Below are 21,635 nucleotides of genomic sequence, written 5' to 3'. Positions count from 1 at the left end.
TTACGTAGGGCCGATTTGTGCCGGCTGGGGAAGCTTCAAGGTCCTTACCAGCGTCGAAAGTTCGGGTTCGTCGATGAGCATGGCCGCATCGGCCGGCGCCAGCCAGGCCCGTTGCCGCCGTTTGGCTTCCTGCCAGTCGGCGAGCTCTTGCGTTACTTCCAACAGATAGACGATGACATCGACGCGCACGAACCGGTTGGCCAGCCGCTTCCAATAGGAATAGGTGCCCGCTGGCTGCTTCAGGGTCTTGCCGAGCACGCCCGCTTCTTCCTGCGCCTCGATGGTGGCCGCCTTGCGTCCGCTCTTGCCTTTCATCGGCCAGCCCTTGGGTACGATGAAGCGCCTGGTGGTGCGCGAGGTGACCAGCATCACCTCGATGTCGCCGCGCTGGTCCAGCCGAAAAGGGATAGCCGCGACCTGGCGGATCGTCTCGCCCTTCTTGGCCTTGCGCACGGCCTTTTTCTTGGTGGCTGCCATTCGTAAAATCCAGTCGGTGCAGTGCCCATACCGTGACGCGGTGTCGTTGCAAAACCCAAACTGCCGCAAGGGCACCGGAACGCCCCTACCATGTAAGTCGGCTAAATAAAAGGGAAGCCCGCCTCAGCGGCAGGTGCTTACGGCGGTGTTGCCGATTATCTGGGTCTGGCAGTTCGGCCTGACCCGCGGCACGATGGGCGGCGGCTGTTGCACGATCACCCGGTCCTGAGCCCGATTCTGTTGCTGCTGTTGCTGAAACTGCTGCCGCTGGACACGGTTTTGCAAGGCCTGCAGATCGTTCTGCTGGATCAACGCGTTGTTGTCGACGGAGGGAATGAGCACCTGCGCGGAAGCAGGCAGGCAGATGCCCGCCAGCGTCGAGGCTGCCAATGCCGCCGTCATGAAAACCGTTGATGGCCGAAGCGCCAACATCTGCTCATTCCCGCACAAACAAAATTCACTCTACATATAGTGCGTTTGTCCCCTCGTGCCACGCCAGAGTGCCGATTAACAGGAAATCGCGTGATCGCGCCCCCTTCGCGGCGGAGGAGAATCTGCCCCGCCGCCCGCATCGCACTTGACGGAAGCGGTCGATTCACCGCTCTATCGGGTTGACGCTGGCCTCGAATTCCATGGCGTCAACGGCGTCGGCATGTCCGTCGGATGCAACGGCGCCTTCGAGGAAACGGTCAAACAGAACGCCGACAGTGCGTCCTCACGGTCAGCATCCAGCTGGCTCAGGGATGGAGCCGGGCAAAAGGGGTCCTTATGAGGAAGCATGCGTATCTGCTGGCGATGCTGGCGGCTGCCTGCATCGCCGGTCTGCCGGCCGCGGCGGCGCAGACAAAAGGCGACAAAGCGGCGGCCGCGCCCGCCGCCAACCAGCCACAGTTGCCCGGCGGCGCATCGGCCCTGTCCGAAACCCATGGCGACTGGGCGGTCAACTGCCAGATATCGGGCGCGGCCAAGGCATGCAGCCTGTCACACCAGCAGTTCAACAAGCAAAGCAACCAGCGTCTGCTGGCGATAGAGCTGTCGAGCAGGACGGGCGAAGACGCGACCGGTACGCTCGCTTTGCCGTTCGGCCTGGCGCTCGCCAAGGGCGTCACCCTGACGATCGACGACCAGAAGCTGGACGGCAGTCTGCAGTTCAACACTTGCCAAGCCGTCGGCTGCCTGGTGCCGGTGGCGTTCGATGCCAACGTCGTCCCCGTGCTCAAGGCGGGCACCACCTTGAAGGTCGATGCCTTCGCGGCGGATACGGGGCAAGCGGTTAGCTTCTCCATCCCGCTCAATGGCTTCGGAAGTGCGCTTGCCCGGACGGCCGAGCTTCTTGCCGACTAGCGGTTCAGCGTTCGACAGAATCGCTAGCTTGCGCTAAGCCTTTGTTTTAGGAATTCCGACGGTCCAGCTCGTCACGCTGCGGTCGTTTTCAGCCGTTCCGCGATCAGGGTGGCGAGCCGGGTCGCCACTTCGTCCTTGCTCATCTCGGGCCATTCCTCGACGCCGGTCTTCGAGACGATGCGAACACGGTTGCGGTCGCCGCCCATCACACCGGATGGGCCGACGCCGCTGGTCTGCGACACGTCGTTGGCGACAATGAAGTCGGCGCCCTTCTTCCTCAGCTTGGCTTCGGCGTTGCGCAAAAGGTCCTGCGTCTCGGCGGCGAAGCCGACCACCAGCGCCGGCCGCTGCTTGTGATGCCCGACGCCCGCAAGGATGTCGGGGTTCTCGATCATGCGCAGCACCGGCGGGCCTTCGCCCGGCGCTTTCTTGATCTTCTCGCCAGCTGGGCTGTCGGTGCGCCAATCGGCGACGGCGGCGACGAATACCGCCGCATCGGCCGGTAGAAGCTGTTCCACGGCATCGCGCATTTCCTGCGCCCGCTCGACGTGGATGGTTTTCACACCAGCCGGATCGGCGATGCTGACGGGACCGGAGACCAGCCTCACGTCGGCGCCGAGCCTGGCCAATGCCGCCGCTATGGCATGGCCCTGCTTTCCCGACGATCGGTTGGCGATGTAGCGAACGGGGTCGATCGGCTCGTGCGTCGGGCCTGACGTGACGATGATCTTCTTGCCGGCCAGCGGCTTGGATCCGGTATCAAGCAGCGCCTCGATGGCGGCGACGATCTCCAGCGGCTCGGCCATGCGGCCTTCGCCAGCCTCGTTGCTCTCGGCCATCTCGCCTTTGGCGGGGCCAACAAAGGTGATGCCATCCTTGTGCAGCGCCGCACGGTTGCGCCGCGTCGCCGGATGCGCCCACATTCTGGGGTTCATGGCCGGCGCCATCAACACCGGTTTGTCGGTGGCCAGGAGCACGGTGGAGGCAAGATCATTGGCGTGGCCGTTGGCGAGCTTGGCCATCAGGTCGGCGGTGGCGGGCGCCACGACCAGCAGATCGGCCTCGCGCGACAGCCTGATATGGCCGACATCGTGCTCGTCATTGCGATCGAAGAGATCGGTAAAGACATGGTCTGCCGAGAGCGCACCGGCCGACAGCGTGGTGACGAATTCCCGCGCAGCCGACGTCATGACCACGCGCACCGCCGCACCCCTTTCACGCAGACGGCGGATCAGGTCGAGTGCCTTGTAGGCGGCGATGCCGCCGCCGATGATGAGCAAGATGCGCTTGCCGGAGAGGCTACTCCGCGGCAGGCCCTTGCCCACCGGAGTTGGCACCGGAATCGGAGTGCCTTGCGAACTCGCCAGTTGGTTGAGGGCTTTCTCGATCTGATCGAGGCGGCCAACGGGGCCGATCTGACCGTCGACAGCGGCACGGATCATCACCCGCGCCTGTTCTTCCATGGAGCGATCGTTTTCCGCTGCCAACAGACGCAGCAGTTCCTTGACCTCATCGTCGAGGTTGCGGATCGTGATGCTGGCCATGTGATTGCACTCTGCTCGTCCTGTCCGTTAGCAATGATAGCAATGCAATCAAATTGCCGCAAGCCACGCTTCGAATGGGGCGAGGCTAAAGAAGCTTCCAGGCGATATAGACCAGCGTAAGAGCTATCACCCAAAGCGCCACGCGGCCGGAGCGGTTGTAGCGCGCTTCGGCCTTGCCGATGGCACGGGCCGTCGCCTCGTCGAAGCGCAGGCCATGCTCGGCCATCAGGTCGATCTCGCGCGACAGCCGCTCGGTTCGCGCTGCCAACTCGGGGGCTTGGCGGATCAGCGTCAGCATCGCCTTGCCGCCGTCGCGGGCGTCGGCCAGCAGGCCGCTTGGCCCGAGATTTCCTGATATCCAGCCGCTGACCACGGGTTCGGCGGTCTTCCACATGTTGAAGGCCGGATCGAGCGTGCGCGCCACGCCCTCGACCACCACCATGGTTTTCTGCAGGAGGATCAGTTCGGGCCGTGTCGCCATGTCGAAGAGTTCGGTCACCTCGAACAGCAGCGTCAGAAGCTTGGCCATGGAAATGGTCTCGGCCGGCTGGCCATGGATCGGCTCGCCAATGGCGCGGATCGCCTGGGCGAAGGCCGCGACATTGTGCTGGCGCGGCACGTAACCGGCCTCGAAATGAACCTCGGCGACGCGCAGGTAGTCGCGCGTGATGAAGCCGTAGAGGATTTCGGCGAGGAACCGGCGCTCCTTCTTGCCGAGCCTGCCGGCAATGCCGAGATCGACCGCGACGATCGTGCCATCAGCCTCGACGAACAGGTTGCCCGGATGCATGTCGGCGTGAAAGAAGCCGTCGCGCAGCGTATGGCGCAAGAACGACTGGATGAGGTTGGCCGCGATTGCCCTCAGATCGTGTCCAGCGGCGGCGAGTCCGGCGATGTCGTTCATCTTGATGCCGTCGACCCATTCCATGGTCAGCACGTCGCGGCCAGTGCGCTCCCAGTCGACGGAAGGGACGCGAAAGCCCGGATCCTCCCTGGTGCTTTGACCAAGTTCGGAAAGCGCGGCCGCCTCGAGGCGCAGGTCCATCTCGATCTTGGTGGTCTGCGCCAGCGTCTCGGTCACCTCCACAGGCCGCAGCCGGCGTGAGGAGGGGATGTATTTCTCCTGCAGGCGGGCGGCGAGGAAATAGCTTTCGAGATCCTGGAAGAAGCGGCGGCGCACGCCCGGCCGGATCACCTTGACCGCTACCTTCCTGGCGACGCCGCCATCGACGGTTTCAGCGGCATGGACCTGGGCGATGGAGGCCGCGGCGACCGGGTCGCCGAACTGCGTGTAGAGGTCGCCGAGCTTGCGCCCGAGCGAGCCCTCGATGGCCGCCACCGCCTCGGCCGTCGGGAAGGTGTGCATCTTGTCCTGCAGCATGGCGAGATCGAGCGCCATGTCGTTGCCGACGACATCGGGTCGTGTCGCCAGAAACTGGCCCAGCTTGACATAGGACGGCCCGAGCCGGACCACCGCCTTGGCCAGCCGATCGCTGCGCTCATAGGCGAGCGCGCGGCGGCGGGTAAACAGCCGCGCCAGCCGCCAGCCCAATTTCGGCAGGCCGGACAGTTCCTCGCCGGGCAAAGCGGCGACGACGCCCTCGCGCACAAGCACCCAGCCGGCCCGCATGAGCCGAAATCCAGCGCTGACGGTGCTCATGCCCGGGCCTGCCTCAAAGTTTCCAGCCCGAATGAAGCGCGGCGATGCCGCCGGAATAGTTGCGGAACGAGACCCGATCGAAGCCCGCGCGGGTTATCATGGAAGCAAAATTCGCCTGGTTGGGGAATTTCGCGATCGACTCGACCAGATAGGAATAAGGCTCGCCGTCGCCGGTGACGGCCTTGCCGATCTTCGGAATGGCCTTGAACGACCAGGCCTCATAGACCCTGTCGAGCAACGGCATCTCGACCTCGGAAAATTCCAGGCACAGGAACCGCCCGCCCGGCTTCAGCACGCGCAACGCTTCGCTGAGAGCGACGTCGATCCTGGGGACGTTGCGGATGCCGAAAGCGATGGTGTAGGCGTCGAAGGTGGCGTCCGCGAACGGCAGTTCCTCGGCATTGGCTTCGACGAAGTCGGTGTTGCCGGACATGCCTTTCTTTTGCGCCCTGTCGCGACCGACGGCGAGCATCGAGCCGTTGATGTCGAGCACGGTGGCATGAGCATGCCCATGGCTGGCATCGACGATGCGAAAGGCGATGTCGCCGGTGCCGCCGGCGACATCGAGCACGCGCCAGCCCGGCCGCTTCGGCGGATTGAGCCAGGCTACCATGGCGTCCTTCCACAGCCGGTGCAGGCCGCCCGACATCAGGTCGTTCATCAGATCGTAGCGGTTGGCGACCTTGTGGAAAACATCGTTGACCAGGGGCTGCTTGTCGCCTGCCCCTACACGCTTGAAACCATAGGAGGTTTCCATGCCGCCGGCGGCCGTGGTTCTCTCAACTGACATTTTTTTGATCCGTCATAAAACCGGCGGGACCATAGCCGATCGATGGTGCGGGCGCTATTGTTTAAGGCGCGGTGTTCGGCCGCGCTTCCAGGTGGCGGGTTTCGAGACCTGGACTGACCGACGGGATGTTTGAATGCCTTTGAAAGCGGAACTGCACTGCCACATCGAAGGGGCAGCGGCACCGGAACTCGTCATCCGACAGGCGCAGAAATACGGCAAGGACATCTCGCCCTATATCCAGAACGGCTCTTTCGTCTGGCACGATTTCACCTCTTTTCTCGCCGCCTATGATTTCGCCTCCGACCTGTTCCGGACCGAGGAAGACTATGCGCGGCTGGCTGACCATTATCTGACCAGCCTGGCTCGTGACGGCGCCATCTACTCAGAGGTCTTCACCTCGCCGGATCATGCCATGAAGGCGGGCCTGTCGCCCAAGGCCTATACTGACGCGCTCGGCGAAGGCATGGCCCGCGCCAAGGCCAAGACCGGCATCGAGGGCCGCATGATCGTCACCGGCGTGCGCCATGCCGGCGTCGAGTCCATCGAGCAGGCAGCGCGCTTTGCCGCGCGCTGCGGACATCCGCTGGTAACCGGCTTCGGTGTCGCCGGCGACGAGAGGGTCGGCGAGATGGAGGACTACGTCAGGGCATTCGAAATCGCCCGCGAGGCCGGGCTCGGCATTACCGTCCACGCAGGCGAACTGACGGGGTGGGAGACGGTCCAGGCGGCGCTCGATCACATCCGCCCGTCGCGCATCGGCCATGGCGTGCGCGCCATCGAAAACCCCGATCTTGTCCGGCGCATCGCCGATGAGGGCGTGGTGCTGGAATGCTGTCCCGGCTCCAACATTGCGTTGAAAGTGTTCGACAGTTTCGCCGCCCACCCGTTCCCCGCCCTGCTAGCGGCCGGCTGCAAGGTGACGCTCAACTCGGATGATCCGCCCTATTTCTGGACCTCGCTGAAACGCGAATACGACATTGCGGCCGAGTATTTCTCGATGAACGAGAAGGCGCTGGCGGCCGTTACCCGAACGGCCATCGAGGCCGCTTTCGTCGACAGGAAGACCAAGGCAACGCTGCTCAGCCGGCTGGATGCGAAGGCCAGGTGAATGAAGGCTGGGTGGACAGGGAGTGGCCAGCAGTGAGCAGTTTGGCGGAGCGCGCATCGGGACTCGCAAATCGGCTCACTATTCACTACTCACTATTGGCTACTCACCACGAACCACGTCGGAGCACATCATGAAGGGCGTCACCGTCGTCGACCACCCGCTTGTCCAGCACAAGCTGAGCATCATGCGCAAGAAGGAGACATCGACGGCCGGTTTCCGGCGGCTGCTGCGCGAGATCTCGCTGCTGCTCGGCTATGAGGTGACACGCAATCTCGAACTCACGACGACGACCATCGAAACGCCGATCGAAACGATGGAGGCGCCGACGCTGGAAGGCAAGAAGCTGGTCTTCGCCTCGGTGCTGCGCGCCGGCAATGGCTTGCTCGAAGGCCTGCTCGACCTGGTTCCGGCGGCCCGCGTCGCCCATATCGGCCTCTATCGCGACCATGAGACGCTGGAGGCGGTCGAATATTTCTTCAAGGCGCCGAGCGACCTTGCCGACCGGCTGGTCATCGTCGTCGATCCGATGCTGGCCACCGCCAATTCCGCCATCGCGGCGATCGACAAGCTGAAGGGGCGCGGCGCCACCAACATCCGCTTTCTGTGCCTGCTGGCGGCGCCCGAAGGCATCGAGCGCTTCACCAAGGCACATCCCGACGTTCCCGTCTTCACGGCTTCCATCGATCGCCAGCTCAACGAGAAGGGCTACATCATGCCCGGCCTCGGCGACGCCGGCGACCGCATGTACGGGACAAAGTGATTTACCGAAAGTTTACGCAACGGCGCGGTTTCGAGCGGCGTTAAAACGGCAAACACCATCCCGGCGTTAAGGATCGGCCTTCACGACACCGCCGTGCGTCCTGTCGGACGCTGCGGCACTTTGATTTGCGCGTGATCCTTTCCGAAATCGATCCCGATTTTCGGGGTCATGCGTCGGGGCCGATCCATGCTGCGCAAGCTACTTATCCTCAGCGTCTTTGCCGGTACATCGGCATCCATCCCGATTGTCTATCAGTCGAATCCGCAGATGTTCGAAAGCCTGCTGAAAACGGCGGTGACGGCCAAGCCAGCGGCCGACGCCCGTCCGGAGGTCGCCTTGGCAGCGGCTCCCGACAAGCCGGTGGCGCCGTTGCCGATGGGCCGCAAGGTTGTCGTCACGGCCGACGCGCGAGGGCATTTCTCGTCGGCCTTCAAACTGAACGGACGCCAGATCGACGGCATGATCGATACCGGAGCGACACTGGTCGCCGTCAACACCTCGACGGCGCGCAGGATCGGATTGTCGCTGAACCCGTCGGATTTCAGTCATGAGGTCAACACGGCCAACGGCACGATCAAGGCGGCGGTGGTGATGATCGACCGCTTGCAGATCGGCAGCATCACCGTCAACGACGTGCAGGCTATCGTGCTCGACGACAAGGCGCTGCACACCAATTTGATCGGCATGAGCTTTCTCAATCGGCTGGGCAAATATCAGGCCGAAAACGGCACGCTGCTTCTTGTCCAGTGAGCGGGCACGGCCGTTCGGGGCTGGGTCATATCAGCCACGCGGCAGGATGCGCCGGATGACCGACTTGTCGGCAGGCGGCTTGGAAGCGCCGATCGCATAGGCCGAAAGCACCGTTGCCGCCGCGGCTTCGGCGTCGGACACCGAGCGGGCATGGACCAGCGCCAGCGGCTCGCCAGCTCGAACCTCGGCGCCGACCGGCAACAGCCTGGTGATGCCGACCGCCGGGTCGACCTTGTCGTCTGGCCGGGTGCGGCCGCCGCCCAGCCCGACCACGGCAAGGCCGATATCACGCGTGGCAATGCCGGTGACGAAGCCGTCCGCGATCGCTCTCACCGCGTGTTCCGTTGGCGCAACGGGCAAATATCGTTCCGGCTTGTCGATGAAATCGGCGGGGCCGCCGAGCACCGTCACCATGCGCGCGAAGGTGGCGGCGGCGCGGCCGCTGGCAAGCGTTTCGGTGGCCCGCCGCATGCCGTCTTGGTTGGACGGCACCAGACCCGCCGCCTGCAGCATTTCGGCGGCGAGCGCCAGTGTCACATCCTCCAGGCGCCGGTCGCGAAGGCGGCCGGTCAGGAAATCGACGGCGTTGCGCACCTCGACCGCATTGCCGGCGGCCGAGGCCAGCGGTTCGTTCATGCCGGTGATCAACGCCGAAACTTTTAATCCGGCGCCGCTTGCGACTTCGACCAGGCTGTTGGCGAGCGCCGTCGCGTCGCGCGACTTCTCCATGAAGGCGCCATTGCCGACCTTGACGTCGAGCACCAGCGACCCCAGGCCTGCCGCCAGTTTCTTCGACAGGATCGAGGCGGTGATCAGCGGCACCGACTCCACGGTTCCGGTCACGTCACGGATGGCATAGAGCCGGCGGTCGGCCGGCGCGAGGTCCGCGGTCTGGCCGATGATGGCGCAACCCGCCTCCAGCACCGCCTTGCGAAACAGCGTGATGTCGGGCTGGCTGGCGTAGCCGGGGATGGAATCCATTTTATCCAGCGTGCCGCCGGTGTGGCCGAGGCCGCGGCCGGATATCATCGGCACATAAGCGCCGCAGGCAGCGACGATCGGCGCCAGCATCAGCGAGACGTTGTCGCCGACGCCGCCTGTCGAATGTTTGTCCGTGACCGGGCCGGGCAGGTCCGACCAGTCGAGCACGTCGCCGGAATCGCGCATGGCCAATGTCAACGCCACGGCCTCGTCGCGGCCCATGCCGTTGAAGAACACCGCCATGGCGAAAGCCGCGACCTGGCCATCGGTGACGGCGCCATCGGTTACGCCAGCGATGAAGTCGGCGATTTCGCGCGCCGGCAGTCTGTGGCCGTCGCGCTTGTAGCGGATGATTTCCTGCGGAAGCATCAGTTCTCCAACAGTCCGTCGCGGAACACACGCTTCAGGATCGTCGCCAGCCGCGCGCCGCCGACCGGGGCCATATCCTTGGTCTCCTGGTGCGAAAGCTCGGCTCCGGTCATGCCGGCGGCAAGATTGGTGATGATCGAGCAGGCGGCGACACGCAGGCCAAGGAAGCGGGCAAGGATGACTTCCGGCACGGTCGACATGCCGACCGCGTTGGCACCCATGATGCGCGCCATGCGGATCTCGGCCGGCGTTTCGAAGCACGGGCCGGAGAACCACATGTAGACGCCCTTGTGCAGCGCCGTGCCGGTCGCCTTTGCCGCCTGTTCGATCGCCTTGCGGATGCCGGCATCGTAGGCTTCGGTCAGGCCGACGAAACGGCGGTCGCTCGGCTCGCCGATCAGCGGGTTGGTGCCGGAGAAATTGATGTGGTCCGATATCAGCATCACCGAACCCGGCCCCATCTCCGGATCGACCGAGCCGGCGGCATTGGTGAGGATCAGCTTGGTGATGCCGGTGCCGGCAAGCACCTCCAGCACCGGCCGCATCGCCGCCGCGTTGCCGTGCTCGTAATAGTGGGCGCGGCCCGACAGCATCAGCACCGGCGTGCCGGCAAACAGCCCGACCACCACCTCTCCGGCATGCCCGGAAACGCCGCTTCTGGGAAAGCCGGACAGATCGGCATAGGAGACACGGATCGGGTTCTCGACCTGGCTGACCAGCCCTCCCAGGCCAGAACCCAGCACCAGCGCCGTGGTCGGCGCCAGGCCGTCCAGCCGTTCGATCAGATGGTCGAGCGCTTCCTTCATTTCAGCATGTCGCCGCGAAAGCCGTAAGGCAGCATGTCGCCCATGGTCACGGTTTCGGCGACGCCCGCATTGTCGCAGAGATAGAGTTTCGTTTCCGGACGGCAGAATTCGGCCAGCCGCTGCCGGCAGCCGCCGCAAGGCGAGCATTTGGCCATGCGCTCGGCAAGGACGGCGATTTCCATGATCTTGCCGCCGCCGCCCATGATGTAATGGCCGAGCGCCGTCGTCTCGGCGCACCAGCCTTCCGGATAGGAAGCGACCTCGATATTGGCGCCCGTGAAGACGCGCCCGTCCTCGGTGCGAAGTGCGGCACCGACCGGAAATTTCGAATAGGGGGCATAAGCCTTGGCCATGGCAGCCTTCGCCGCTTCGAACAATTCATGCGACATTTCAGTGTTCTCTCCGATGATCTTGTCCATAAGCCGGCGCGCCTTTTGCGTCGCGCCCTCGATCCTCAGCGTTCCTTGACATAAGGCACGCCGCCGGCGCGCGGCGGGATCGCCTTGCCGATGAAACCGGCGAGCAGGATGACGGTGAGAATATAGGGCAGGGCCTGCATGAACTGCACCGGCACCTTGCCGATGAGCGGCAGCGGCGAGCCTTGCAGGCGGATCGACAGGGCGTCGAGGAAGCCGAACAGCAGGCAGGCGAACATGGCGTTGACCGGCTTCCACTTGGCAAAGATCAATGCGGCCAGCGCGATGTAGCCCTTGCCGGCGGTCATGTCCTTCACGAAGCCGCCATTCTGCACCATCGACAGATAGGCGCCGGCGACGCCGGTCAGGATGCCGGTGCAGATCAGCGCCCTGTAGCGCAGCCAGGCGACCGAGATGCCGGCGGTGTCCACGGCGGCCGGGTTTTCGCCGACCGCGCGCAGCCGCAGCCCAAAGCGCGTGCGAAACAGCACCCACCAGGTGAAAGGCACCATCGCGAAGGCGAGATAGACCAGTATCGAGTGGCCGGAGATCAGTTCCGCGTAGATCGGCCCGAGGACCGGCACGCCTCGGACGGCCTCGGCGCCGGGCCAGATAATGGCTTCGAACCGCTCGGCTGGTTGCAGCGCCGGCGTGCGCCCGCCTTGCTGGAACCAGGCCTGGCCGAGGATAATGGTCGAGCCGGCGGCGATGAAGTTGATCGCCACGCCGGAAACGATCTGGTTGCCGCGATGGGTGATCGAGGCAAAGCCGTGGATCATCGCGAACGCGACCGAGATCAGGATCGCCATGCCCAGTCCGAGGAAGGCGGAATGGAAGACCGACGCGGCCGCCGCACCGGCGAAGGCGCCGACCAGCATCTTGCCTTCGAGGCCGATGTCGAAGATGCCGGCGCGTTCCGAATAGAGGCCGGCCAGGCAGGCGAGCAGCAGCGGCACCGAGAGGCGGATGGTGGAATCCAGCGTCTGGACGATGGCGTTGAAGGTGTCCATTCAGGCGCCTTTTCCCTTGACCGCTTCCATGCCGACCGACCTCGGGCTGAGCGAGGCGAACAGCGCCTGGATGTAAGGCCTGAACATGTGTTCGAGCGCACCGGCGAACAGGATGACCAACCCTTGAATGATCACGATCATGTCGCGGCTGATCGCAGGCATCTCGAAGGCGAGTTCGGCGCCGCCCTGGTAGAGCATGCCAAACAGGATGGCCGCCAGCACGATGCCGACAGGGTGCAGGCGACCCATCAGCGCCACGGCGATGCCGACGAAACCGGCGCCGCTGACGAAGTCGATCGCGACATTGTGCTGGTCGCCCATCACCGGATTGAGCGCCATCATGCCGGCGAGCGCGCCCGAGATCATCATGGCGGTGATGATGATGCGGGTTTCGGAAATGCCGGCATAGCGCGCCGCCTTTGGACTGTGGCCGTAGGTGCGCATCTCATAGCCGAGCTTGGTGCGCCAGATCAGCAGCCAGACCAGGAAGGCCATGAGCAGCGCGAGCAGGAAGGAGATGTTGAGCGGCGCCGACCGGATCTTGGCGCCGAACAGCTCGATGACCCAGTTGAGTTTCGGCAATTCCGCGCCCGCCAGGAAGTTGCGCGTCTGCGGCGCCTGCGAGGCTGCCGGTTTCAACGGGCCGACCAGCAGGTATACCATGATCGAAGCAGCGATGAAGTTGAACATGATGGTGGTGATGACGATGTGCGAGCCGCGCCTGGCCTGCAGATAGGCGGGGATCAGCGCCCACAAGGCGCCCACGGCGGCCGAAGCCACGATGGCCAGCGGAAATGTCAGCCACCATGGCAGCACGCTGTCGAAGGAAAGACAGACGATGGCGATGCCGAGGCCGGCGATGTAGGCCTGCCCCTCGGTGCCGATGTTGAACAGGCCGCAATGCGCTGCTACCGCCACCGACAGTCCGGTGAAGATGAAGGTGGTGGCATAGAAGAGGGTAAAGGCGATACCTGTTCCCTTGCCGAAGGCGCCCTCGACCAGGATGACGGCGGCACGGAACGGGTTCTCGCCGACCAGAAGCACGACGAAGCCCGCGACGATGAAGGCCACAGACAGATTGATCAGCGGGATCAGCCCATAGTCGGCCCAGGCCGGCAATTTGGCATAGGGCGTGCTCATTGCGCCGCCTCCTGGCGCTCAACACCCGCCATCAGCAGGCCGAGCTCGCCCTCGCTCGCCTCCGGCCCGCGTTCGCCGACGATGCGGCCGGCAAACATGACCAGGATGCGGTCCGAGAGCGAGCGGATCTCATCGAGCTCGACCGACACGACCAGCACGGCCTTGCCCTGCTCGCGCATGGCGATCAGGCGCTTGTGGATGAACTCGATGGCGCCGACGTCGACGCCGCGCGTCGGCTGGCCGACGATGAGAACGCCGGGGTCCTGTTCGATTTCGCGCGCGAGCACGATCTTCTGCTGGTTGCCGCCGGAGAAGTTGGCGGTCTTCAGCCGTGGATTGCCGGGGCGGATGTCGTATTTCTCGATCTTGTCCTTGGCATCGGCAACGATGGCATCGATGTTGAGGAAGGGTCCTCTGAGGTAGCGGGGATCGTCATGGTAGCCGAGGATGGAATTCTCGTTCTCCTCGAAGGCCAGCACCAGCCCGACATGATGGCGATCCTCAGGCACATGGGCGAGGCCGCGGTCGCGCAGTTCGCCGGGATCGGCCTTGCCGGTGAGATCGATCGGCTTGCCCTCGAGCATCACCGAACCGGAAACGGCGTGCCTGATGCCGGAGATCGCCTCGAGCAGTTCGGACTGGCCGTTGCCGGCGACACCGGCGATGCCGACGATCTCGCCGGCGCGCAGGTCGAAGGAGATGTCGTCGACCATGGTGACGCCGCGGGAATCCTTGACCGTCAGGTTCTTGACCGCGAGTTTTACCGCGCCGGCTTCCGCTTCGCCCTTCTCCACCCGCAAGAGCACGCGGCGCCCGACCATCAGCTCGGCCAGTTCCGCGACGGTGGTCTTCTTCGTTTCCCTGGTCGCCACCATCGTGCCCTGGCGCATCACCGAAACCGTGTCGGTGATGGCCATGATCTCGCGCAATTTGTGGGTGATCAGCACCACCGTCTTTCCCTGCTCCTTCAATTGCTTGAGGATGCGGAAGAGGTGGTCGGCCTCGGCCGGCGTCAGCACGCCCGTCGGCTCGTCGAGGATCAGGATCTCGGCGCCGCGATAGAGCGCCTTGAGGATCTCGACGCGCTGCTGCAGGCCGACCGGCAATTCCTCGACGATGGCGTCGGGATCGACCTCGAGGCCGTATTCACGCTCCAGCCGCTCCAGTTCGGAACGCGCCTTGGCGATGCTTTTCTTCAGCAAGGCGTCGCTTTCGGCGCCCAGGATGACGTTCTCCAGGACCGAGAAATTGTCGACCAGCATGAAATGCTGGTGCACCATGCCGATGCCGAGCGCGATCGCATCGTTGGGCGTGCTTATCGATGCCGGCTTGCCGCCGACGCGGATCTCGCCGCTGTCGGCCTGGTAGAAGCCATACAGAATCGACATCAGCGTCGACTTGCCGGCGCCGTTCTCGCCGACGATGCCGTGGATGGTGCCGCGCGCGATTTCCAGGTTGATGTCGCGGTTGGCGCGCACGGCGCCAAAGCTCTTGTTGATGCCAATCAGTTCGATTGCGGCCAGTTCAATCGCGGCATGCGCCATGCAGCCTGTCCCACTCTTATTTTTTTATCGCTTGGTCAAAATGCCTAGCATGACGCTCCGCCCGTGCCAATTGGCCGGAGCAGCGTCCACTCTCGACAAATCCCGGCGCGCTTGTCAATTTCGAACGTGGCCGAAGCTCTCATATTCGCTAATATGGCAAGCCGATTTGACACTGCGCGCGACACCTGAGGACTTTGCATGACCATGCCCGCCGACCGGCTGACGACGCTGGAGATCCGCTCCGCCGAGCAGGAGAAGACCATCGAGGAGCTGTCCGGCCAGATCGCCGAGCAGTGGAAGGTGATCGAGCGCATGCAGCGCAAGCTCGACGCGCTGACCGACCGCTTCCTGGCGCTGGAGGAACAGGCGGCACCCGACGTGCCGGTGACCAAGCCGCCGCACTGGTAGGGGAGGGAAGCCGAGCGATGGCCAGCGATCGCATCGCAAGAGCCGGCGACTACGTGCTTGGCCTGATGAACGATGCAGAGCGCGAACGGGCCGAGCGCGATCTGGAGGTCGACCCCGCCTTTCGCGATGCGGTGGTCCAGCTTGCCGAGCGCATGCATATTTTCGACCGCGCCGAATCCGCCGGTGGCGCGGAGCGCTGGCGGCAGATCACGCAGCGCATCGGCGACTTGCCGCAGATGCGCGCTGTCGGCCTTGAGGACGCTAAACCGGTGATCCGGGGCCCCGCCAAGCCGCATGATTTCGGCTTTTTTTCTCTCGGCGGCCGGCGCGGACTTGCGGTCGCCATTGGACTGGTCGTGGCTTTCGCGCTGGGTTATCTGGCGGGAAAGCTATAGCCCACATTGGCGCGACATCAGCGCCATCGGTTCCCCGTTCTGCCTGAACGGCTCGACGACCCTCCAACCAAGCCTCATGTAGAAATCGCGCGCCTCCCACGTGTAGAGATAAAGCGCCTCCACGCCGAGCGATGTGGCATGAGCTTCAATTGCCCTGACCAGCGCAGTGCCGATCCCTCGGTTCTGGTGCTCGGGAGCGATGGCCAGGCCGGCCAGCCATGGTGTCAGATCATGCGCCGGTTCGAGTTCGTCGCGGACCAGCAGGCAGGTCCCGACCGGCACGTCGCCGATCCGGGCCACGAACGCCGTTTCGAAGCCGTCGCCGTGCAGCAGTTTACGAAGTCCGGCCACGTCGTCGTCCGGCGTTCGTCCGGTGCCCGTGAAAAAGGCGGCAACGCGCAATCGCGCCACCGCTGCAATGTCACGTTCGTTCATGGGTTCGACTGTCAACTGCACCATTGGCCTGGGGTCGTGTTTCTTGCGAGACGTCTGCGTCTACCCGGCAGCGACTTCCAAAACAAAACCGCCGGGACGATGCCCGGCGGTTTGCAGTCGGTTTGGCAGATCAATACGGGCAGGCGTTGTCGGCGGTGTAGTCGTGCACCTCGACCTTGCCGGCGATGATGTCGGCCTTGGCCTTCTCGACCGCCGCCTTCATCTCGTCGGTCACCAGCGCCTTGTTGTTGTCGTCCATGGCGTAGTCGACGCCGCCTTCCTTGAGGCCGAGATTTTCGACGCCGCCCTTGAAGGTGCCGTTCTTGCCGTCCATGAAGGCGGTGTAGACGGCAACATCCACGCGCTTCAGCATCGAGGTCAGAACCTTGCCGGGCTGGAGGCCGTTCTGGTTGGAATCGACGCCGATGCCGAGCTTGCCGGCATCAGCCGCCGCCTGCAGCACACCGACGCCGGTGCCGCCGGCGGCCGCATAGACCACGTCGGAACCCTGGTCGATCTGCGTCTTGGCGATCTCGCCGCCCTTGGCCGGGTCGTTCCAGGCGGCCGGCGTGTCGCCGGTCATGTTCTGGATGACGTCGGTCGCGCCTGCCGATTTGGCGCCGCCGACATAGCCGCATTCGAACTTGCGGATCAACGGAATGTCCATGCCGCCGACGAAGCTCACCTTCTTCGTCTTGGAGGCCATCGCCGCCATGATGCCGACGAGATAGGAGCCTTCATTCTCCTTGAATACGAGCGAGCGGACATTGGGCAGGTCGACGGCATCGTCGATGATGGCGAAGTTGAGATCGGGATATTCGGTCGCGACCTTCTTCAGCGCATCCTCCCAGGCGAAGCCGGCCATGACGATCGGGTTGTGGCCGTCCTCGGCGAAGCGGCGCAACGCCTGCTCGCGTTGCGAAGCGTTGGAGACCTCGAACTCGACATAGGGGACGCCGGTCTCTGTCTTGAACTTTTCGGCGCCATGGTAGGCCGCCTCGTTGAAGGATTTGTCGAACTTGCCGCCGAGATCATAAAGGATGGCCGGCTGCACATCCGCGGCGAAAGCCGGAAGAACCATTGCAGTTGCGGCCAGAAGGCCGAGAACGATACGTTTCATTTGATCCACACCCTGTCGGTTATTTTTTTCCGTTACGCCCCGCCCGCCTGCCCGGTTCTCCGGCATGCGCGCGACGTCAGCCAGGAGTGTATATTCCCCTCCCGCTCAGCGGCAATCTGGCACGGCCCGAAACAAAATTCACGTGGAATTTTGACCTTTTGGAAAAGCATGGCGGGGTGCGATGCCCGTGCCCTTCAGGCGAATTGCCTCGTGCGCCGCTGCCGCCTGTAGCCGATGGCGTAGAGCAGCAAGGCAAGCACCGCGAACACGGCAAAGCCCGGCTGGTTGAGCACCCAGGCGATGGCGCCGTCCCATAGCAGCGGGCCGGCCTTGGCGCGAACGAAGCTTTCAAAGGCGGCGCGCGTGTCGGGCGACACGGCCAGCCAGCTTGCATTGAGCGGGGTCAGCACCAGTGCCGAGGCGGCCACCGTGCGTGTCGTGTCAAGCACCGCCATGATGACCGAAATCGACAGCGCGACCATGGCCGCGAGACGAAAGACAAATCGAAGCATCAAAGACCTTTCCCCTGGCCGATCCTCAATATCCTCCCGAGGTCTCCGGCGGTGTTCCGAACGAGAAATAGAGCGCGTAGACCCTATTCGCAATCACGGCACGCGAATTGAATCGCGGCCGACGCAGCCTAGCCGGCCGGCCTGCGCTTGCGCCGGTTGGCGAGCCAGACGGCGAGAATGCCGCCGGCAATGGCGCCGACCACCAGCCCGGCCAGGCCGATGAAGGCGGCGAAGTAGCCGCACGCACCCTCAAAGCAACTCACGTCGGTGATATCGGCGATGAGCGAACCGGCCAGGAAGCCACCCACCGCGCCGACGACCGCGCCGAGGATGATGCCGAGCAGCGCGGCGACAATGGAAACGAAGACCGACGGCGCTTCGGCTCGCGGCCTGGCATAAACGGTCTCGGCGCCGGAGCCGCGGCGCAACAGGTAGATGCAAAGCAGGCCGATGGCGATCTCGGCGGCGGTGATGGCCAGGCTTCTGGCGGAGAAGACGAAGCCCGGCACGGCGAGTGCGTAAGCGTGACTTGCCAGCAGCCATATGATCGTGGCGGCCTGCCAGATGGTGAAATGGCTGGGGAAGCGCGCCGAACGGCCGAAGGCGAGGCCGAGCAGGTAAAGCCCCCATAGGATGGTGATGATGTCGGCGACGAGCCCGCTGAAGAGGAAATAGAAAACGGGGTCCGGCAGGCCTGAACTCCCCACCAGCCACAAGGCCGACGCCAGCCAATAGACCGACAGGGCCATAACGATAACCAGCCAGCCCACCGGGACATAGGAAAGTCCGCTGTCCAGATGTCGGGCCGGGATCTTTCCCTCGGCCGGTGGCTGTCCGTTGTCCGGCGTACCGCCCGGAATTCCGCTGCTTGACGTCATGTTGCGACGATGCCCCCCGCAAAGCCTTTCGGACACTCGACAGGCCGCTCGGGACGAAGTCAAGCGCGGCTGGCCTCGCAGCCTTGCCCGTGCACATCATCAAGCAGCGATTGAAGTGGCGGGACTCCAAACGGACGTGCCGGCGGCCCCCATGAACGCCGTGTGGCCGGCAAAGCGAATTGACCGCCGTTATGGCTTGGCATTCGGCGCCGGATCGACTAGATGAGCCCCGCGCCTGTTGCTTCGACGGCTCAGGTGCGGGCAGGGAGTCCGCTGGTTGGCGGCGCCCGGTGCGGGCATTTCCGCACGCATCCCCAAAGGGAGAGCATCTCCCCAACCCGCGCGGCGAAACCGGCCGACGCGAAAGGCAAGGACGGAGAGGTGGCCGAGTGGTTGAAGGCGCACGCCTGGAAAGTGTGTTTACGGGAAACCGTAACGCGGGTTCGAATCCCGCTCTCTCCGCCATCCTGCTTCGCTCTTCGAGCTTCGCAGGATTGGCTCAATCGACAGCGCGAAGCAGGATGCCCTCCGAAGCTTCAGCGTAGGAGGGCAGGGTCATCAACCTTGCCGACCGGCTTGCACGATTAAAAAAGCAGCTGTTAGTTTCGAGCGCTTTGGGAAGCGCGTCGAGTGATCCTTGGGCATTCTATGAACACGCCGCCCCCGACCCGGTTTTGGAATTCCCGGTGATCTGGTAATGGGTGATCCCGACCACAGGAGATGGCATGCCGGACGATGTAATGGTGCGCGACAGCAACGGCGCTCAGTTGAGTGACGGCGATTCCGTTACGCTGATGAAGGACCTCAAGGTCAAGGGCACTTCGGAGACGATCAAGCGCGGCACGTTGGTGAAGAACATTCGCCTTAACGGTAATCCCGGTGAGATCGAATGCAGTACCAGGCAAGTGAAGGGCCTGGTGCTCAAAACCGAGTTCGTAAAGAAGGCGTGACCCTCAAGGCGGTCGAGCCGCAGGGGTAGAATGCGTTTACCGGCGGCGAGCCGTTTCGTCGGCCAACCTGTTACCCCTTACGACTGACGATATCGCTGGAGCGCCAGGACGCGTTCACCACTTCCAATTCATCCGCCGAAAATCTTTACAAAATTCCTATTTCTTTCCGCTTTGCCCCGTCTCGAACCTTTATGGCGATCGGGTCCATATTCCGCTTTGAGAAAAACGTCGGACGCCGTCACCCAAGTGGGCGGGGCGTTCTCACGTAATCGCCAAGCTGCTTCGAGCGGGCGCAAAGTGGAAAAATCAAAGCAAGGACAAGCATAATGGACATCATTGTTCTCGGGATCGGGGTTTTGTTTTTCGCCCTCTCCTTTGCCTACGTCAAAGCCTGCGACAGAATTTGAGCGATCGGGCCATGCTTGTCGATTACATCCTCGGTGGCGGCGTGACGTTGTTCCTGCTCGCCTATCTGACATACGCCCTGATCCGCCCGGAACGCTTCTGACCGGCGCACGGAAAGCCACATCATGACTATCAACGGATGGATACAGATCCTTCTCTATTGCGGGATCCTGGTTTTGCTCGTGAAGCCGCTGGGCGGCTACATGCATCGCGTCTTCACCGGCGACCGCACCTTGCTGTCGCCGGTGCTCGGCCCCGTCGAGCGGGCCCTTTACCGCCTGGCTGGAACCGGCGACCAGGAGCAGCACTGGACGGGTTATGCCGCCGCCATGCTGTTGTTCAACCTTGCCGGTTTCCTGGCGCTCTATTTCCTGCAGCGCCTGCAAGGCGGCCTGCCCTACAACCCGGCCGGCATGAGCGCGGTCGAGCCGGGGCTCGCCTTCAACACCGCCGCCAGTTTCATGACCAATACCAACTGGCAGAACTACGGCGGCGAGAGCACGATGTCCTATCTCGTGCAGATGGCCGGCCTCACCGTGCAGAACTTCCTGTCGGCGGCCACCGGCATCGCCATCGCCATGGCGCTGATCCGCGGCTTTGCCCGCGCTTCCGGCAAGTCGATTGGGAATTTCTGGGTCGATATGACCCGTGCCACGCTCTACGTGCTTTTGCCGCTCTGCGTCGTGCTCACCCTGGTCTATGTTTGGCTCGGCATGCCGCAGACGCTGGGAGCCTATGTCGACGCCACCACGCTCGAAGGCGTGCAGCAGACCATCGCCGTCGGGCCGGTCGCCTCGCAGATCGCCATCAAGATGCTCGGCACCAATGGCGGCGGCTTCTTCAACGCCAATGCCGCGCATCCCTTCGAGAATCCGGACGCCATCTCCAACCTGATCCAGATGCTGTCGATCTTCGCCATCGGCGCGGCGCTCACCAACGTCTTCGGCCGCATGGTCGGCAACCAGCGCCAGGGCTGGGCGATCCTGGCCGCTATGGGCGCGCTGTTCATCGCCGGGGTCGCGGTCTGCTATTGGGCGGAAGCCGCGGGCAATCCGCTGGTCCATGCGCTGGGCATCGACGGCGGCAACATGGAAGGCAAGGAAACCCGCTTCGGCATCGCGCTTTCGGCGCTGTTCGCGGTCATCACCACGGCGGCCTCCTGCGGCGCGGTCAATGCCATGCATGACTCGTTCACCGCGCTCGGCGGCATGATCCCGCTCATCAACATGCAGCTCGGCGAAGTCATCGTCGGCGGCGTGGGCGCCGGCTTCTACGGCATCCTGATGTTCATTCTCATCGCCGTCTTCGTCGCCGGCCTGATGGTCGGTCGCACGCCCGAATATCTCGGCAAGAAGATCGAGGCCAAGGAGGTCAAGATGGCGATGCTGGCGATCCTGTGCCTGCCGCTGGCGATGCTGGTCTTCACGGCCATCGCGGTGCTCCTGCCGAGCGCCGTGGCATCGATCGCCAATGGCGGGCCGCATGGCTTCTCCGAGATCCTCTACGCCTATACGTCGGCGGCGGCGAACAACGGCTCGGCCTTCGGCGGCCTCACCGGCAACACGCCCTGGTACAACATCACGCTGGGTCTCGGCATGCTCATGGGCCGTTTCCTGGTCATCATCCCGGCGCTCGCCATCGCCGGCTCGCTGGCGGCGAAGAAGACCGTGCCCGCCTCGGCCGGCACCTTCCCGACCGACGGCCCGCTGTTCGTCGGACTGCTGGTCGGCGTCATCGTGATCGTCGGCGGCCTGACCTTCTTCCCGGCGCTCGCCGTCGGGCCGATCGTCGAGCATCTGGCCGCCATCCACGGGCAGACATTCTGAGACGGAA

24 protein-coding genes and 1 tRNA gene are annotated in these 21,635 nt (G+C 63.9%); 10 read left to right on the top strand and 15 right to left on the bottom strand.

Annotation, left to right across the window (positions count from 1 at the left end; translation table 11 throughout):
• Positions 1-477: an NUDIX hydrolase gene (locus FJ867_RS05855; protein WP_140496381.1), complete on the bottom strand. Its 477-nt coding sequence runs from the start codon at positions 475-477 to the stop codon at positions 1-3.
• Between the two features lie 123 nt (positions 478-600).
• Positions 601-879, bottom strand: a complete 279-nt coding sequence (locus tag FJ867_RS05850) for a hypothetical protein (protein WP_224557047.1) — start codon at positions 877-879, stop codon at positions 601-603.
• Between the two features lie 366 nt (positions 880-1,245).
• Here FJ867_RS05850 and FJ867_RS05845 point away from each other — a divergent pair, with 366 nt between their 5' ends.
• Positions 1,246-1,821, top strand: coding sequence for an invasion associated locus B family protein (locus FJ867_RS05845; RefSeq protein WP_140816773.1), 576 nt, complete (start codon positions 1,246-1,248; stop codon positions 1,819-1,821).
• A 71-nt stretch (positions 1,822-1,892) separates the two neighbouring features.
• On the opposite strand, the gene coaBC is transcribed toward FJ867_RS05845, so the two are convergent.
• From coaBC to ubiE, 3 genes are all read right to left on the bottom strand, one after another.
• Positions 1,893-3,365, bottom strand: coding sequence for a bifunctional phosphopantothenoylcysteine decarboxylase/phosphopantothenate--cysteine ligase CoaBC (gene coaBC / locus FJ867_RS05840; protein WP_210242305.1), 1,473 nt, complete (start codon positions 3,363-3,365; stop codon positions 1,893-1,895).
• A gap of 85 nt (positions 3,366-3,450) precedes the next feature.
• The gene (gene ubiB / locus FJ867_RS05835) at positions 3,451-5,025 is read right to left on the bottom strand and encodes a 2-polyprenylphenol 6-hydroxylase (protein WP_140556481.1); all 1,575 of its coding nucleotides are present in this window, start codon (positions 5,023-5,025) and stop codon (positions 3,451-3,453) included.
• A 13-nt stretch (positions 5,026-5,038) separates the two neighbouring features.
• Positions 5,039-5,815, bottom strand: a complete 777-nt coding sequence (gene ubiE / locus FJ867_RS05830; protein WP_140816772.1) for a bifunctional demethylmenaquinone methyltransferase/2-methoxy-6-polyprenyl-1,4-benzoquinol methylase UbiE — start codon at positions 5,813-5,815, stop codon at positions 5,039-5,041.
• Between the two features lie 133 nt (positions 5,816-5,948).
• On the opposite strand from ubiE, the gene FJ867_RS05825 reads away from it, so the two are divergent.
• From FJ867_RS05825 to FJ867_RS05815, 3 genes are all read left to right on the top strand, one after another.
• A complete protein-coding gene (locus tag FJ867_RS05825; RefSeq protein ID WP_140513737.1) occupies positions 5,949-6,923 on the top strand; it encodes an adenosine deaminase in 975 nt (324 codons plus the stop codon).
• A gap of 130 nt (positions 6,924-7,053) precedes the next feature.
• Entirely contained in the window at positions 7,054-7,683 is a 630-nt protein-coding gene (gene upp, locus FJ867_RS05820; RefSeq protein WP_140496366.1) for a uracil phosphoribosyltransferase, read from the top strand.
• Between the two features lie 186 nt (positions 7,684-7,869).
• Positions 7,870-8,433, top strand: coding sequence for a TIGR02281 family clan AA aspartic protease (locus FJ867_RS05815; RefSeq protein WP_140496364.1), 564 nt, complete (start codon positions 7,870-7,872; stop codon positions 8,431-8,433).
• A gap of 30 nt (positions 8,434-8,463) precedes the next feature.
• Here the strand turns inward: FJ867_RS05815 and deoA are convergent, their stop codons facing one another.
• The 6 genes from deoA to FJ867_RS05785 all read right to left on the bottom strand — a co-directional run bounded on the left by deoA (position 8,464) and on the right by FJ867_RS05785 (position 14,684).
• On the bottom strand, positions 8,464-9,783 hold the full coding sequence (gene deoA / locus FJ867_RS05810) for a thymidine phosphorylase (RefSeq protein ID WP_140657304.1): 1,320 nt from the start codon (positions 9,781-9,783) through the stop codon (positions 8,464-8,466).
• Positions 9,783-10,589: a purine-nucleoside phosphorylase gene (locus FJ867_RS05805; RefSeq protein ID WP_140657306.1), complete on the bottom strand. Its 807-nt coding sequence runs from the start codon at positions 10,587-10,589 to the stop codon at positions 9,783-9,785. The genes deoA and FJ867_RS05805 overlap by 1 nt, the downstream gene beginning before the upstream one ends.
• Positions 10,586-10,978 (bottom strand): cytidine deaminase, encoded by a 393-nt coding sequence (cdd, locus tag FJ867_RS05800; RefSeq protein ID WP_140522725.1) that lies wholly within the window; start codon positions 10,976-10,978, stop codon positions 10,586-10,588. Before cdd ends, FJ867_RS05805 begins: the two co-directional genes overlap by 4 nt.
• Before the next feature lie 65 nt (positions 10,979-11,043).
• Positions 11,044-12,015, bottom strand: a complete 972-nt coding sequence (locus tag FJ867_RS05795) for an ABC transporter permease (RefSeq protein ID WP_140657308.1) — start codon at positions 12,013-12,015, stop codon at positions 11,044-11,046.
• Complete coding sequence (locus tag FJ867_RS05790; protein WP_140513733.1) at positions 12,016-13,155, bottom strand: ABC transporter permease; 1,140 nt, start codon at positions 13,153-13,155, stop codon at positions 12,016-12,018. It lies immediately after the preceding gene.
• A complete protein-coding gene (locus FJ867_RS05785) occupies positions 13,152-14,684 on the bottom strand; it encodes an ABC transporter ATP-binding protein (RefSeq protein ID WP_140657428.1) in 1,533 nt (510 codons plus the stop codon). The genes FJ867_RS05790 and FJ867_RS05785 overlap by 4 nt, the downstream gene beginning before the upstream one ends.
• A 213-nt stretch (positions 14,685-14,897) precedes the next feature.
• Here FJ867_RS05785 and FJ867_RS05780 point away from each other — a divergent pair, with 213 nt between their 5' ends.
• Entirely contained in the window at positions 14,898-15,107 is a 210-nt protein-coding gene (locus FJ867_RS05780) for a SlyX family protein (RefSeq protein ID WP_140513732.1), read from the top strand.
• Between the two features lie 17 nt (positions 15,108-15,124).
• Positions 15,125-15,502 carry a hypothetical protein gene (locus FJ867_RS05775; protein ID WP_140686060.1) on the top strand — a complete coding sequence of 126 codons (378 nt, stop codon included), beginning with the start codon at positions 15,125-15,127 and terminating at the stop codon, positions 15,500-15,502.
• Here FJ867_RS05775 and FJ867_RS05770 read toward each other — a convergent pair.
• The 4 genes from FJ867_RS05770 to FJ867_RS05755 all read right to left on the bottom strand — a co-directional run bounded on the left by FJ867_RS05770 (position 15,497) and on the right by FJ867_RS05755 (position 18,447).
• Positions 15,497-15,937, bottom strand: coding sequence for a GNAT family N-acetyltransferase (locus FJ867_RS05770; RefSeq protein ID WP_224706064.1), 441 nt, complete (start codon positions 15,935-15,937; stop codon positions 15,497-15,499). The two genes, FJ867_RS05775 and FJ867_RS05770, sit on opposite strands and share 6 nt — an antisense overlap.
• A 130-nt stretch (positions 15,938-16,067) precedes the next feature.
• On the bottom strand, positions 16,068-17,057 hold the full coding sequence (locus tag FJ867_RS05765) for a BMP family ABC transporter substrate-binding protein (protein ID WP_140496350.1): 990 nt from the start codon (positions 17,055-17,057) through the stop codon (positions 16,068-16,070).
• Positions 17,058-17,251: 194 nt separating this feature from the next.
• Positions 17,252-17,569: a hypothetical protein gene (locus tag FJ867_RS05760; protein WP_140816770.1), complete on the bottom strand. Its 318-nt coding sequence runs from the start codon at positions 17,567-17,569 to the stop codon at positions 17,252-17,254.
• 128 nt (positions 17,570-17,697) lie between these two features.
• A complete protein-coding gene (locus tag FJ867_RS05755) occupies positions 17,698-18,447 on the bottom strand; it encodes a hypothetical protein (RefSeq protein WP_224655828.1) in 750 nt (249 codons plus the stop codon).
• A gap of 375 nt (positions 18,448-18,822) precedes the next feature.
• Here FJ867_RS05755 and FJ867_RS05750 point away from each other — a divergent pair.
• The 4 genes from FJ867_RS05750 to kdpA all read left to right on the top strand — a co-directional run bounded on the left by FJ867_RS05750 (position 18,823) and on the right by kdpA (position 21,628).
• A tRNA-Ser gene (locus tag FJ867_RS05750) sits at positions 18,823-18,912 on the top strand.
• A gap of 260 nt (positions 18,913-19,172) precedes the next feature.
• Positions 19,173-19,397, top strand: coding sequence for an alkylphosphonate utilization protein (locus tag FJ867_RS05745; RefSeq protein ID WP_140584299.1), 225 nt, complete (start codon positions 19,173-19,175; stop codon positions 19,395-19,397).
• A 418-nt stretch (positions 19,398-19,815) separates the two neighbouring features.
• Entirely contained in the window at positions 19,816-19,905 is a 90-nt protein-coding gene (kdpF, locus tag FJ867_RS05740) for a K(+)-transporting ATPase subunit F (protein WP_015315765.1), read from the top strand.
• Positions 19,906-19,927: 22 nt separating this feature from the next.
• On the top strand, positions 19,928-21,628 hold the full coding sequence (gene kdpA / locus FJ867_RS05735) for a potassium-transporting ATPase subunit KdpA (RefSeq protein ID WP_140816768.1): 1,701 nt from the start codon (positions 19,928-19,930) through the stop codon (positions 21,626-21,628).
• Positions 21,629-21,635 lie beyond the last annotated feature (7 nt).

Source organism: Mesorhizobium sp. B2-5-3, assembly GCF_006441005.1.
In the GTDB taxonomy this organism is placed as follows: Bacteria; Pseudomonadota; Alphaproteobacteria; order Rhizobiales; family Rhizobiaceae; genus Mesorhizobium.
This window is presented reverse-complemented; position numbering and strand designations above follow the sequence as displayed.

Excerpts from the sequence above, each read along its gene's own strand:
- FJ867_RS05855 (WP_140496381.1), bottom strand. The coding sequence starts at position 477 with ATGGCAGCCACCAAGAAAAAGGCCGTGCGCAAGGCCAAGAAGGGCGAG.
- FJ867_RS05850 (WP_224557047.1), bottom strand. The coding sequence starts at position 879 with ATGACGGCGGCATTGGCAGCCTCGACGCTGGCGGGCATCTGCCTGCCT.
- FJ867_RS05845 (WP_140816773.1), top strand. The coding sequence starts at position 1,246 with ATGAGGAAGCATGCGTATCTGCTGGCGATGCTGGCGGCTGCCTGCATC.
- coaBC (WP_210242305.1), bottom strand. The coding sequence starts at position 3,365 with ATGGCCAGCATCACGATCCGCAACCTCGACGATGAGGTCAAGGAACTG.
- ubiB (WP_140556481.1), bottom strand. The coding sequence starts at position 5,025 with ATGAGCACCGTCAGCGCTGGATTTCGGCTCATGCGGGCCGGCTGGGTG.
- ubiE (WP_140816772.1), bottom strand. The coding sequence starts at position 5,815 with ATGTCAGTTGAGAGAACCACGGCCGCCGGCGGCATGGAAACCTCCTAT.
- FJ867_RS05825 (WP_140513737.1), top strand. The coding sequence starts at position 5,949 with ATGCCTTTGAAAGCGGAACTGCACTGCCACATCGAAGGGGCAGCGGCA.
- upp (WP_140496366.1), top strand. The coding sequence starts at position 7,054 with ATGAAGGGCGTCACCGTCGTCGACCACCCGCTTGTCCAGCACAAGCTG.
- FJ867_RS05815 (WP_140496364.1), top strand. The coding sequence starts at position 7,870 with ATGCTGCGCAAGCTACTTATCCTCAGCGTCTTTGCCGGTACATCGGCA.
- deoA (WP_140657304.1), bottom strand. The coding sequence starts at position 9,783 with ATGCTTCCGCAGGAAATCATCCGCTACAAGCGCGACGGCCACAGACTG.
- FJ867_RS05805 (WP_140657306.1), bottom strand. The coding sequence starts at position 10,589 with ATGAAGGAAGCGCTCGACCATCTGATCGAACGGCTGGACGGCCTGGCG.
- cdd (WP_140522725.1), bottom strand. The coding sequence starts at position 10,978 with ATGTCGCATGAATTGTTCGAAGCGGCGAAGGCTGCCATGGCCAAGGCT.
- FJ867_RS05795 (WP_140657308.1), bottom strand. The coding sequence starts at position 12,015 with ATGGACACCTTCAACGCCATCGTCCAGACGCTGGATTCCACCATCCGC.
- FJ867_RS05790 (WP_140513733.1), bottom strand. The coding sequence starts at position 13,155 with ATGAGCACGCCCTATGCCAAATTGCCGGCCTGGGCCGACTATGGGCTG.
- FJ867_RS05780 (WP_140513732.1), top strand. The coding sequence starts at position 14,898 with ATGACCATGCCCGCCGACCGGCTGACGACGCTGGAGATCCGCTCCGCC.
- FJ867_RS05775 (WP_140686060.1), top strand. The coding sequence starts at position 15,125 with ATGGCCAGCGATCGCATCGCAAGAGCCGGCGACTACGTGCTTGGCCTG.
- FJ867_RS05770 (WP_224706064.1), bottom strand. The coding sequence starts at position 15,937 with ATGAACGAACGTGACATTGCAGCGGTGGCGCGATTGCGCGTTGCCGCC.
- FJ867_RS05765 (WP_140496350.1), bottom strand. The coding sequence starts at position 17,057 with ATGAAACGTATCGTTCTCGGCCTTCTGGCCGCAACTGCAATGGTTCTT.
- FJ867_RS05760 (WP_140816770.1), bottom strand. The coding sequence starts at position 17,569 with ATGCTTCGATTTGTCTTTCGTCTCGCGGCCATGGTCGCGCTGTCGATT.
- FJ867_RS05755 (WP_224655828.1), bottom strand. The coding sequence starts at position 18,447 with ATGACGTCAAGCAGCGGAATTCCGGGCGGTACGCCGGACAACGGACAG.
- FJ867_RS05745 (WP_140584299.1), top strand. The coding sequence starts at position 19,173 with ATGCCGGACGATGTAATGGTGCGCGACAGCAACGGCGCTCAGTTGAGT.
- kdpF (WP_015315765.1), top strand. The coding sequence starts at position 19,816 with ATGCTTGTCGATTACATCCTCGGTGGCGGCGTGACGTTGTTCCTGCTC.
- kdpA (WP_140816768.1), top strand. The coding sequence starts at position 19,928 with ATGACTATCAACGGATGGATACAGATCCTTCTCTATTGCGGGATCCTG.